Origin of the sequence: Streptomyces sp. NPDC046860, from assembly GCF_040645115.1 — a bacterium.
Taxonomy (GTDB): Bacteria; Actinomycetota; Actinomycetes; order Streptomycetales; family Streptomycetaceae; genus Streptomyces.
Map to the genome: position 1 here is coordinate 128,259 of NZ_JBEYXQ010000001.1, position 11,684 is coordinate 139,942.

An 11,684-nucleotide genomic window follows, 5' to 3' on the forward strand; every position below is an offset into this window, starting at 1 on the left:
CCATGAGGGGGCGGCCCGGTCGTGGCCGCCCCCGGTGGGTCGTGCGCGCTTACTTCTTGGCGTACAGCTTGCAGAGCGCGACGCAGGTGTTGCCCGAGTCGTAGATCACGTTGCCGACCTTGGAGCCGAACATCCAGTTGCGGATGGAGTGGTAGTCCGGCACGACGGCGGCCAGCTCCATGATCTGGCGGTCGACGGCGCCCCACGCCTTGTTGGCCGCCTCGACGTCCGCGATCTTGGACGCGGCGTCGATCGCCTTGTTGACGCTCGGGTCGTTGAGCTGGGCGTAGTTGCTGCGGCCGTCACCGATGTTCTTGCCGCTCCAGCAGGGGTAGAACACGGAGTAGCCGTTCGGCCAGTCCGGGCTCCAGCCGGCCGCGAAGAGGTCGTAGCCGTTGTCGATCTTGCCGATCTGCGTGTAGAAGGTCGACTTGTCGATCTGCTTGTTGACGACCACGAAGCCGGCGGCCTCAAGGGCGTTCTTGATGGCGACGGCCTGCTTCACCGCGTTGTCCGACTGCTGGTGCGCGATGACCAGCTTCTGGCCGACCTTGCCGGCCTCCTTCAGCAGCGCCTTGGCCTTGGCCGGGTCGCCGCCGGGCTTCTTCTCCACGCCGTAGAGGTCGAAGTCCTGGTAGCCGGGGGTGACCGGGCTGAGGATCGTGGTGGCGATCTCGGTCGAGGCGCGGCCGCCGCGGATGGTCTGGAGCTGCTGGTGCGGCCACGCCCAGTTGATGGCCTGGCGGACCTTGACGTCCTTGATGCGGGTGGTGTTGATCGGCCAGTAGTAGGTGACCGTGTCGACCGCGGTGAGGACGCGCTTCTTGATCTTGGGGTCGGTCAGCACCTGGGCGACGCGCTCGGCGGCGACCTCGTTGAAGATCGACATCGCGTACTGGTCGTTGCCGCGGTCCGAGATGAAGCGGTCGGTCGAGGAGACCGGCTGGAAGCCGTACTGGAAGACGTACTTGTCCGGGTAGTTGTTGCGGATCGAGTCCGTCTTCGGGTCCCAGTGCTCGTTGCGCACGTAGGTCATCGACTTGCCGATGCTGCGGCTCTCGATGCGGTACGGGCCGCAGGAGAACGGGCGCTTGTCGTACTTCTCCTTGGTGTCCTTCTTCTTCGACACCAGGGCGTAACCGCGCATGGCCAGCGTGTAGTTGAAGTCGGCGCGCGGCTCGGTGAGGCGGAAGGTGACCGTCTTGCCGGAGATCTCGACCGAGTCGAGCTTCTTGCCGCCCTCGAAGGGGCCCTTGTACTTGTCGCCGCCGACCAGCCACTGCTGGACGTAGCGCGGGCCCTCGGTGACGAAGGAGGCGAAGAGGCGCTCGAAGGTGTGGCGGACGTCGTCCATGGAGAGGTCGGAACCGTCCTCCCACTTGATGCCGTCCTTGAGCGTGAAGGACCAGGTGCGGCCGCCGTCCTTCATGGTGCCGGCGTCGGTGGCCGCGTCACCGACCAGGACGCAGCCGCCCTTGTCGTCGAGGCGGTAGCCGGTCAGACCGCGCATGATCGGGACCGTGATGGCGGCCTCGGTCGAGACGTAGATCTGGGCCGGGTCCATGTGGTCCATGTCGAACTGGTCGAGCGAGTAGATCGTCCCGCCCTTGACCGCGCCCGGCACCTCGGGGGCAGGCCCCGTGGAGTCGGCCTTGGTGCCGACCGGGATGTTCATGGTCTTGCCCTTGCTCACGGACGGGACCTGGGGGCCGGAGCCCTTGCTGTCGCTGCTGCCGCAGGCGGTCAGCACACTGGTGGAGGCGGCGGCCACACCGGTGGCGATCAGGAAGTTCCTACGGGAAAAAGCCATGCTGAGCCTGCCTGTGAGTGTCAGATTCGGACGATCGGAATCAGCCGGACGTCATGGAGGACTGGGCCGGGTGGAACGGGTCTGCTACCGCTTCGACTTCGGGTCGAGGGCGTCACGCACGGAGTCACCGAGCAAGTTGAAGGCGAGGACGAAGATCACCATGGCGATGCCCGGGAAGAGCATGAAGGTGATGTCCTGCGAGTAGAAGGTGGCGCCGCGGCCGATCATCACGCCCCAGTCCGGGGTCGGGTCGGTGATGCCGACGCCGAGGAAGGCCAGTCCGGCCTCGGCGGTCACGTAGGCCGGGAGCATCAGCGTGGACTGGATGAGGATGGGCGTCCACAGGTTGGGCAGCAGCTCCTTGAACACGATGCGCCGCGGTGAGGCACCGGTGACCTTGGCCGCCTCGACGAACTCCCGCTCGCGCAGGCCCAGCACCTGACCGCGCAGGAGGCGGGCGATGGACGCCCAGCCGAAGGCGGAGAGGACGATGATCAGCGACATCGCCACGAGCCAGGTCGGGATGTTCTCGTCGGCCGCGACGAAGATGCCGTAGACGACCGGCATGAACGCGATGAAGAACAGCGTGGACGGGAACGACAGGACGATGTCGATGATCCGGCCGACGAGGTAGTCGGTCTTGCCGCCCAGGTAGCCCGCGGTGACGCCGATGACGACGCCGACCACCGTGGTCAGGAGCGTGGCGGCGGTGGCGATGCCCAGCGAGGTCCGGATGCCGTAGAGCAGGAAGGTGAAGACGTCGCGTCCGAGCTGGGGCTCGATGCCGAACCAGAACTCGGAGCTCATGCCGCCGTTGGGGCCGACGGGGTAGGAGAACGCGTCCAGCAGCTCGGGCCGCTCGCTCGCGTAGGTGGTGTACGGGTCCTTGCCGTACAGCTTCGCTATGAGGGGCGCGGCTATCGCGATCACGAAGAAGAAGATGACGACGAAGGCGGAGATCACGCCGGTCCGGTCACGCTTGAAACGCTTCCACGCCAGCCGTCCGGGGGAGCGGCTCTCGCCGCCCTTCGGCGCGTCCGGGGAAGCGGCCGACTTCTCGACGGGCTCGTCGGTCACCTCAAGCGGGGCAGCCGCGGATGGAGTTGGGGTGGTCATCGGTGCTCCTGGCCCGGGGGAGGGTCTGAGGACTCCGCAGGGTGCTCCCCTACGGGCTACGCCGGACTTTTTCAACGCAATTCATTCAAGGTCAATAAATTCTCGGTCGACTTGGTTTTCTCTTTACCTCCTTTACTTCTGCTTGACGCATCCGTAGCTACGCGTGTAGCGCGACCGTAATCAATCCGTGCTTCACTCCGGACTATTCGGGTAGATCGGTCAATGGGTTCGATATGCGGACGGCGAGGTGTCGAAATGCGTACATCGGCGCGTCGTGATCCAACGTTTCGGCAACGTTGCGCGGCGATCCGTTGCGTCATGTCGGCAAGATCGCCGAGGGCGCGCCCGGCCTGCCTGCATATGGCTGACCTGTTCCCCCGAAGGCGGGGCAATCGGGCGGCGGGCATGCGGGATGTGCCGTACGGGCCGATATTGACCGGTAACGGTGAGGTGATCTTCGAGGAGGCAAGCATGCGCGGAATCACGCCCGCCCGATGGCTCGTCGCCGCCGCCGCGGTGGCGCTCGCCGCGACCGGCTGCGGCGGCGGAGCGAGCGGCGCCGCGAACGGCGGGATGCTCACCTCCTCCTGGGGCGACCCGCAGAACCCGCTGGAGCCGGCCAACACCAACGAGGTGCAGGGCGGCAAGGTGCTCGACATGGTCTTCCGGGGTCTGAAGCGGTACGACCCGAGGACCGGCGAGGCCCAGAACATGCTGGCCCAGTCGATCGAGACCACCGACTCCCGCCACTACACCGTGAAGCTCAAGGACGGCTGGACCTTCTCCAACGGCGAGAAGGTGACCGCCCGCTCCTTCACCGACGCCTGGAACTACGGCGCGAGCCTGAAGAACCGGCAGAAGAACGCGTACTTCTTCGGCTACATCGAGGGCTACGACCAGGTCCACCCGGAGATGGGCGGCCAGCGCGCGAACACCCTGAGCGGGCTGGAGGTGGTCGACGACCACACCTTCACCGTCACCCTCAACCAGAAGTTCTCCGGCTTCCCCGACACCCTCGGCTACGCCGCCTTCGCCCCGCTGCCCCGCGCCTTCTTCACCGACCACGCCGCCTGGCTGAAGAACCCGGTCGGCAACGGCCCGTACTCCATCGAGTCCTACACCAAGGGCTCCCAGATGACGCTGGCGAAGTGGGACCGCTACCCCGGCGCCGACAAGGCGCTCAACGACGGGGTGATCCTCAAGGTCTACACCGACAGCAACACCGCCTACACCGACCTGATGGCCGGCAACCTGGACCTCGCCGACGACATCCCGGCCGCCCAGCTGAAGAACGTGAAGACCGACCTGGGCGAGCGGTACATCAACACCCCGGCCGGCATCATCCAGACCCTCGCCTTCCCGTACTACGACGAGCGCTGGAACGAGCCCGGCATGGAGAAGGTGCGCACCGGGCTGTCCATGGCCGTCAACCGGGACCAGATCACCCGGACCATCTTCCAGCGCACCCGCACCCCCGCCACCGACTGGACCTCACCCGTCCTCGGCGTCGACGGCGGATTCAAGGCCGGGCTGTGCGGCCGGGCCTGCACCTACGACCCGGCGACGGCCAGGAAGCTGGTCCGGCAGGGCGGGGGCATCCCCGGCGGCACCCTGAAGATCACCTACAACGCGGACACCGGCTCGCACCGGGAGTGGATCGACGCGGTCTGCAACTCCATCAACAACGCCCTGGACGACGACAACGCCTGTGTCGGCAACCCGGTCGGCACCTTCGCCGACTTCCGCAACCAGCTCGGGCAGCACAAGATGAGCGGCCCCTTCCGGGCGGGCTGGCAGATGGACTACCCGCTGATCCAGAACTTCCTCCAGCCGCTGTACTTCACCGGCGCCTCCTCCAACGACGGCCAGTGGTCCAACTCCGAGTTCGACGAGCTGGTGGACCGGGCCAACGCCGAGACCGACCCGGCCAAGGCCGTCTCCACCTTCCAGCAGGCCGAGGAGGTCGTCCGGGACAACATGGCCGCCATCCCGCTCTGGTACCAGAACGGCAACGCGGGCTACTCCCAGCGCCTCACCGGCGTCCAGCTCAACCCGTTCAGCGTGCCGGTGTACAACGAGATCAAGGTGAGCTGAGCCGATGGGGCGCTACGTCGTCCGGCGACTGCTCCAGATGGTGCCGGTGTTCGTCGGGGCCACCCTGCTGATCTTCCTCATGGTCAACGTGATGGGCGACCCCATCGCGGGCCTGTGCGGGGAGCGGCAGTGCGACGCGGCCACCGCCGCCCAGCTCAAGAGCGAGTTCGGCCTCGACCGGCCGCTCTGGCAGCAGTACGCGACCTACATGGGCAACGTCTTCACCGGTGACTTCGGCACCGCCTTCAACGGGCAGCCCGTCACCGAGCTGATGGCGGCCGCCTTCCCCGTCACCCTCCGGCTGACCATCGTGGCCGTCCTCTTCGAGCTGGTCGTCGGCATCAGCCTCGGCGTGCTCACCGGGCTGAGCCGAGGCCGGCCCGTCGACACCGGGGTGCTGCTGCTCACCCTCGTGGTGATCTCCGTGCCGACCTTCGTCACCGGCCTGGTGCTCCAGCTGCTGCTCGGCGTGGAGTGGGGCTGGATCAAACCCTCGGTCTCCCCGGAGGCGCCGTTCGACGAGCTGATCGTGCCCGGCCTGGTGCTGGCCTCCGTCTCGCTCGCCTACGTCACCCGGCTGACCCGCACCTCCATCGCGGAGAACCGGCGCTCGGACTACGTCCGCACCGCCGTCGCCAAGGGGCTGCCCCGGCGCCGGGTCATCGTCCGGCACCTGCTGCGGACCTCGCTGATCCCCGTCGTCACCTTCATCGGCACCGACGTCGGCGCGCTGATGGGCGGCGCGATCGTCACCGAGCGGATCTTCAACATCCACGGCGTCGGCTTCCAGCTCTACCAGGGCATCCTGCGGCAGAACACGCAGACCGTGGTCGGTTTCGTGACCGTGCTGGTCCTGGTCTTCCTGGTCGCCAACCTGCTGGTGGACCTGCTCTACGCGGTACTCGACCCGAGGATTCGCTATGCCTGAGCCGTCTTCCTACGAGTCACGGGGGGCGATCGCCGGGACCGGCGCGGGCGGGGCGATGGACCTCGCGGCCGGCGAGGCCGCCACCCTGGAGCGGGTGCCGGGCGGACCGGCGGGCGGCGGGCCGGACAGCAGGCCGCGCTCGCTGTGGTCCGACGCCTGGCGGGACCTCAGGCGCAACCCGGTCTTCCTGCTCTCGGCGCTGGTCATCGTCTTCCTGGTCGTCATCTCCATCTGGCCCTCGGCCATCACCTCCGGCAACCCCCTCGACTGCGACCTCGCCAAGGCGCAGGACGGCTCCGCGCCCGGCCACCCCTTCGGCTTCGACGGCCAGGGCTGCGACGTCTACACCCGCACGGTGTACGGCGCGCGCACCTCGGTCACCGTGGGTGTGTGCGCCACGCTCGGGGTGGCCCTGTTCGGATCGGTGCTCGGCGGGCTCGCCGGGTTCTTCGGCGGCGCCTGGGACGCGGTGCTGTCGCGGGTCACCGACATCTTCTTCGCCATCCCGGTGGTCCTCGGCGGCCTGGTGCTGCTGTCGGTGGTCACCAGCAACACCGTCTGGCCGGTCGTCGGGTTCATGGTGCTGCTCGGCTGGCCGCAGATCTCCCGCATCGCGCGCGGTTCCGTCATCACCGCCCGGCAGAACGACTACGTGCAGGCCGCCCGCGCGCTCGGCGCCTCGCCCGCCCGGCTGCTGCTGCGGCACATCGCGCCCAACGCCGTCGCCCCCGTCATCGTCGTGGCCACCATCGCGCTCGGCACCTACATCTCGCTGGAGGCCACCCTGTCCTACCTCGGCGTCGGCCTGAAACCGCCCAGTGTGTCCTGGGGCATCGACATCTCCGCGGCCTCGCCCTACATCCGCAACGCCCCGCACGCCCTGCTGTGGCCCTCCGGGGCGCTGGCCATCACCGTCCTGGCCTTCATCATGCTCGGCGACGCGGTGCGTGACGCCCTCGACCCGAAGCTGAGGTGAGAGACGTGCCGCTGCTCGAAGTGCGCGACCTGCACGTGGAGTTCCGCACCCGCGACGGTGTCGCCAAGGCCGTCAACGGGGTGTCCTACGAGGTGGACGCGGGGGAGACGCTGGCCGTGCTCGGGGAGTCCGGGTCGGGCAAGTCGGTCACCGCGCAGGCCGTGATGGGCATCCTCGACATGCCGCCCGGCCGGATCACCGGCGGGCAGATCCTCTTCCAGGGCCGCGACCTGCTGACGATGAAGGAGGAGGAGCGGCGGCGGATCAGGGGCGCCGGCATGGCGATGATCTTCCAGGACGCGCTGTCCGCCCTGAACCCCGTGCTCCCGGTGGGCGACCAGCTCGGCGAGATGTTCACCGTGCACCGGGGAATGTCCCGCAAGGACGCGCGGAAGCGAGCCGTCGAGCTGATGGACCGGGTGCGCATCCCGGGCGCCGCCCAGCGGGTGCGGGACTATCCGCACCAGTTCTCCGGCGGCATGCGCCAGCGGATCATGATCGCCATGGCGATCGCGCTGGAACCCGCGCTCGTCATCGCAGACGAACCCACCACCGCGCTCGACGTCACCGTGCAGGCCCAGGTGATGGACCTCCTCGCCGAGCTGCGCCGGGAGTACGACATGGGGCTCGTCCTCATCACCCACGACCTCGGCGTCGTCGCGGACGTCGCCGACCGGATCGCGGTGATGTACGCGGGCCGGATCGTGGAGTCGGCGCCCGTGCACGACATCTACAAGGCGCCGGCCCACCCCTACACGCGCGGTCTGCTCGACTCCATCCCCCGCCTCGACCACAAGGGACGCGAGCTGTACGCCATCAAGGGGCTGCCGCCGAGCCTGACCCGTGTCCCGGCGGGCTGCGCCTTCCATCCGCGCTGCGCGATGGCGCGGGACGTGTGCCGCACGGACGAGCCCCCGCTGTACCCGGCGGGACCGGACCGGCGGAGCGCCTGCCATTTCTTCAGGGAGTGCCTCGATGGCTGAACCCGTCCTGGAGGCCCGCGGCCTGGTGAAGCACTACCCGCTCACCCGGGGGATCGTGCTGCGCAGGCAGATCGGCGCGGTGAAGGCGGTCGACGGTGTCGACTTCACGCTCGGCCGCGGCGAGACCCTCGGCATCGTGGGGGAGTCGGGGTGCGGCAAGTCCACGGTGGCCCGGCTGCTCTGCCATCTGGAGCGGCCCACCGAGGGGGAGATCCGGTTCCGCGGCGAGGACATCACCGGGGTGTCCGGGCGCCGGCTGAAGGAGGTGCGCCGGAACATCCAGATGGTGTTCCAGGACCCGTACACCTCGCTCAATCCGCGGATGACGGTCGGGGACATCGTCGGGGAGCCCTTCGAGATCCATCCCGAGGCGGCGCCCAAGGGGGAACGGCGGCGCCGGGTCCAGGAGTTGCTGGAGGTGGTGGGGCTCGACCCGGAGTTCCTGAACCGCTATCCGCACCAGTTCTCCGGCGGCCAGCGGCAGCGGATCGGCATCGCGCGGGCGCTGGCGCTGCGCCCGGAGGTGATCGTCGCGGACGAGCCGGTGTCCGCGCTGGACGTCTCCGTGCAGGCGCAGGTGATCAACCTGCTGGAGCGGCTCCAGGCGGAGTTCGGGCTGTCCTACGTGTTCATCGCGCACGACCTGTCGATCGTGCGGCACATCTCGGACCGGGTCGCGGTGATGTACCTGGGCCGGATCGTGGAGACCGGGACGGACGCGGAGATCTACGAGCACCCCACGCATCCGTACACCCAGGCGCTGCTGTCGGCGGTGCCGGTGCCCGATCCGGAGGCGCGCGCGCACCGGGAGCGGATCATCCTGAGCGGTGACGTGCCCTCGCCGACCGCGATTCCCTCCGGGTGCCGGTTCCGCACCCGGTGCTGGAAGGCGCGGGAGCGGTGTGCGAGGGAGGTGCCGGAGCTGGCGGTGCCCGAGGAGTTCCGGGCGGCCGGGGGGCCGGCCGCGCATCCGTCGGCGTGTCTGTTCGCGGCGGAGCGGCGGGTGGTGCCGGGGGCCATGGAAGGGCACGGGGGGCACGGCAACGGGCCGGGATGACATGGCGTATCCCGGCCCGTTCACGGCACCCGCACGGCCGTACGTCCTTCAGACTCGCGGGTCCGTATATCGGAGCGGCGTCGGTGAAGTTGCCCGCGTGTTAACGCGGTTCACGTGGATTTGCCCCGTGTGCGGGGCCGTCACCCCAGGGAGCGCCGGAGGAAGTCCACCTGGAGCAGGAGCAGGTTCTCCGCGACCTGTTCCTGCGGGGTCATGTGGGTGACGCCCGACAGCGGCAGCACCTCGTGCGGGCGGCCCGCGGCCAGCAGGGCGGAGGACAGCCGCAGGGTGTGGGCGGCGACCACGTTGTCGTCGGCCAGGCCATGGATGATCATCATCGGCCGGTGCGGTCCGGCGGGCGCGGACAGGCCCTCGTCGGTGATCAGGGAGTTGCGGGCGTAGCTCTCCGGGTCCGTCTCCGGGTCGCCCAGGTAGCGCTCGGTGTAGTGGGTGTCGTACAGCCGCCAGTCGGTGACGGGGGCGCCGACGATGGCGGCGTGGAACACGTCCGGTCGGCGCAGGACGGCCAGCGCGGAGAGGTAGCCGCCGTAGGACCAGCCCCGGATCGCCACGCGGGACAGGTCCAGCGGGTACCGCTTCGCCAGGTCCTGGAGGGCGTCGATCTGGTCGTCGAGGGTGGCCGTGAAGTCCTGGTGGACCGACTTCTCCCAGCCGGGGGAGCGGCCGGGGGTGCCGCGGCCGTCCGCGACGATCACCGCGAAGCCCTGGTCGGCGAACCACTGCGAGGTCAGATGGGGGTTGTGGGCGGCGACGACCCGCTGGCCGTGCGGGCCGCCGTAGGGGTCGAGCAGGACGGGCAGGGGAGTGTCGTCGGGGTAGTCCGTAGGCATAAGCACGGCGCACGGAATTCGTCGTGCGCCCCCCTCGGTCAGGGTCACCCTGGGGGACATACCGGGGTTTTCCGCGTACGAGCGGACACCGAGAGCCGGTTTTCCGTCACGCAGCACCTGGACACGGGTGCCCGGGTTGTCGGGTGTCGCGGAGACCAGGACCGTCACGTCGCCCGAGCGCACCGCCGAGTGCACGCCGGGCTCCGCCGACACCCGCTCCACGACGCTTTCGCCGACCCGGTACACATGGATCTCGCCGATTTCCGGGTCCTGGGCCGCCTCGCCCGCGGAGGCCGAGACGAGGATGTCGGCGGCCGACACGTCCAGCACCGCCCGGATGTGCAACTGGGGTCCTGTCAGGGGGCGTTCGCCCACGTTGAGGACACGCGCGCCGTCTTCGTCCGCCATGCGGACCAGCTCTCCCGAGGGCGTCCAGGCGGGTACCCCGGCGAACAGTTCCAGCCAAGTTGGATCTTCGTCCGTGTGCACCGTACGGGTCTCGCCGGTGTCCGGGTCGACGGCCAGGTACGCCTGTGCGCGCTGGTCGCGCGACTGCACCTGGAGCAGCGGGGCACCTGCCTGTGACCAGTGCACTCGCGCCAGATAGGGGTGACGCTCGCGGTCCCAGCGGACCTCCGTGCGGGTTCCGTCCAGGCCGATGACGAACAGCGTCACCTCCGCGTTGGCGGTGCCCGCCGCCGGGTAGCGCACGTGGTGTGGCTCACGGTCCGGGTGTGACGTGTCCGCGATCCACCAGCGCCGCACCGGCGTGTCGTCCACCCGCGCGACCAGCAGCCGGTCGGACCGCGGGGACCACCAGAAGCCGCGGGTGCGGTCCATCTCCTCGGCGGCGATGAACTCGGCCAGGCCGTACGTCACTTCGTCGTTCTCCGGGGCCGCGAGCGGCCGGTCCCCGGCTCCCTCGGCGCCGATGACCCGCAGCTCCCCTCCGGCGACGTAGGCGATGTGCCTGCCGTCGGGCGAGGGCCGGGGGTCGATCACCGGGCCGGGGACGGAGAGTTCGCGCGCGGTGCCGGCGCGCAGCTCGGCGGTGAAAAGCCGCCCTGACAAGGCGAAAGAGGCCAGTTCCACCGCCGAGTCGGTGGCGTAGCCGACGATGCCCGCGCCGCCCTCGCGGCTGCGCTCGCGGCGGGCCCGTTCCTCGGGCGACAGCTCCTCGTCGGCGCCCGCGAGCAGGGCGCGCGGGTCGGCGGCGAGGCGCTCGGTGCCGTCCTCGGTGTCCAGGAGCCACAGGGAGTTGGCGCGATCCGTCCCGGAGCCCGAGCGGAGGAACGCGACACGTGAGCCGTCGGGGGCCACGGTGAACGCGCGCGGCGCGCCGAGGGAGAAGCGCTGGGTCCGGGCGTGTCGACGGGGGAAGGAGCCGGTGTCGGCTGTCTGGGTCGTCATGGCCCGACCATATTGGCCATGCGCCCCCTTGTGCGGCCGTGCGCCGAGCGATGCGCGAGCACGGATAGTTATGATCACTGTCGCTGCGTGGGTATGAACCTGGTGGCGTCCGCGTGGACTTGGCTCTCGGGCTGGTCCGCCGGGGCTGGACCGAGTCACAACCCCCATAGTCCGAACCCCCCGTGTCCCTGGGATTCATTGGAGGTGAGCCGCCGTGGCACTCTCGATTTCGGCGGTGGTGCTGCTGGCGATCATCGTCTTCCTGCTGATCAAGAAGTCGGGACTGAAAGGGGGGCACGCCGCCATCTGCATGCTCCTCGGCTTCTATCTCGCCTCCTCGACCATCGCACCCACGATCAGCGAGCTGACCACGAACGTCGCCAGCATGATCGGAAGCATCAAGTTCTGACGCGGGCCCGGGGTGTCCTCACGACCGGGCACCCCACCCGCCGGGCACGG

At 69.2% G+C, this 11,684-nt stretch carries 9 protein-coding genes; 6 read left to right on the forward strand and 3 right to left on the reverse strand.

What is annotated here, in order from left to right:
- Positions 1-49 precede the first annotated feature (49 nt).
- Positions 50-1,810: an ABC transporter substrate-binding protein gene (locus ABZ898_RS00615; protein ID WP_361651352.1), complete on the reverse strand. Its 1,761-nt coding sequence runs from the start codon at positions 1,808-1,810 to the stop codon at positions 50-52.
- An 84-nt stretch (positions 1,811-1,894) separates the two neighbouring features.
- The gene (locus ABZ898_RS00620) at positions 1,895-2,926 is read right to left on the reverse strand and encodes an ABC transporter permease (protein ID WP_361651354.1); all 1,032 of its coding nucleotides are present in this window, start codon (positions 2,924-2,926) and stop codon (positions 1,895-1,897) included.
- Positions 2,927-3,397: 471 nt separating this feature from the next.
- Here ABZ898_RS00620 and ABZ898_RS00625 point away from each other — a divergent pair, with 471 nt between their 5' ends.
- Genes ABZ898_RS00625 through ABZ898_RS00645 form a run of 5 tightly spaced genes read left to right on the forward strand, consistent with a single transcriptional unit; the run spans position 3,398 to position 8,964 of the window.
- Entirely contained in the window at positions 3,398-5,020 is a 1,623-nt protein-coding gene (locus ABZ898_RS00625; RefSeq protein ID WP_361651356.1) for an ABC transporter substrate-binding protein, read from the forward strand.
- Positions 5,021-5,024: 4 nt separating this feature from the next.
- Positions 5,025-5,948, forward strand: a complete 924-nt coding sequence (locus ABZ898_RS00630) for an ABC transporter permease (protein WP_361651358.1) — start codon at positions 5,025-5,027, stop codon at positions 5,946-5,948.
- Positions 5,941-6,924 (forward strand): ABC transporter permease, encoded by a 984-nt coding sequence (locus tag ABZ898_RS00635; protein WP_361651359.1) that lies wholly within the window; start codon positions 5,941-5,943, stop codon positions 6,922-6,924. The genes ABZ898_RS00630 and ABZ898_RS00635 overlap by 8 nt, the downstream gene beginning before the upstream one ends.
- Positions 6,921-7,907 carry an ABC transporter ATP-binding protein gene (locus ABZ898_RS00640; RefSeq protein ID WP_361651361.1) on the forward strand — a complete coding sequence of 329 codons (987 nt, stop codon included), beginning with the start codon at positions 6,921-6,923 and terminating at the stop codon, positions 7,905-7,907. The genes ABZ898_RS00635 and ABZ898_RS00640 overlap by 4 nt, the downstream gene beginning before the upstream one ends.
- On the forward strand, positions 7,900-8,964 hold the full coding sequence (locus ABZ898_RS00645; protein ID WP_361651363.1) for a dipeptide ABC transporter ATP-binding protein: 1,065 nt from the start codon (positions 7,900-7,902) through the stop codon (positions 8,962-8,964). Before ABZ898_RS00640 ends, ABZ898_RS00645 begins: the two co-directional genes overlap by 8 nt.
- Positions 8,965-9,104: 140 nt before the next feature.
- Here ABZ898_RS00645 and ABZ898_RS00650 read toward each other — a convergent pair whose 3' ends face one another.
- Positions 9,105-11,225 carry an alpha/beta fold hydrolase gene (locus tag ABZ898_RS00650; RefSeq protein WP_361651364.1) on the reverse strand — a complete coding sequence of 707 codons (2,121 nt, stop codon included), beginning with the start codon at positions 11,223-11,225 and terminating at the stop codon, positions 9,105-9,107.
- Between the two features lie 214 nt (positions 11,226-11,439).
- Between ABZ898_RS00650 and ABZ898_RS00655 the strand changes: the two genes are divergently transcribed.
- On the forward strand, positions 11,440-11,634 hold the full coding sequence (locus ABZ898_RS00655; RefSeq protein ID WP_018544306.1) for a hypothetical protein: 195 nt from the start codon (positions 11,440-11,442) through the stop codon (positions 11,632-11,634).
- The last annotated feature ends 50 nt before the right edge of the window (positions 11,635-11,684 follow it).

Excerpts from the sequence above, each read along its gene's own strand:
- ABZ898_RS00620 (WP_361651354.1), bottom strand. The coding sequence starts at position 2,926 with ATGACCACCCCAACTCCATCCGCGGCTGCCCCGCTTGAGGTGACCGAC.
- ABZ898_RS00650 (WP_361651364.1), bottom strand. The coding sequence starts at position 11,225 with ATGACGACCCAGACAGCCGACACCGGCTCCTTCCCCCGTCGACACGCC.
- ABZ898_RS00635 (WP_361651359.1), top strand. The coding sequence starts at position 5,941 with ATGCCTGAGCCGTCTTCCTACGAGTCACGGGGGGCGATCGCCGGGACC.
- ABZ898_RS00615 (WP_361651352.1), bottom strand. The coding sequence starts at position 1,810 with ATGGCTTTTTCCCGTAGGAACTTCCTGATCGCCACCGGTGTGGCCGCC.
- ABZ898_RS00645 (WP_361651363.1), top strand. The coding sequence starts at position 7,900 with ATGGCTGAACCCGTCCTGGAGGCCCGCGGCCTGGTGAAGCACTACCCG.
- ABZ898_RS00630 (WP_361651358.1), top strand. The coding sequence starts at position 5,025 with ATGGGGCGCTACGTCGTCCGGCGACTGCTCCAGATGGTGCCGGTGTTC.
- ABZ898_RS00625 (WP_361651356.1), top strand. The coding sequence starts at position 3,398 with ATGCGCGGAATCACGCCCGCCCGATGGCTCGTCGCCGCCGCCGCGGTG.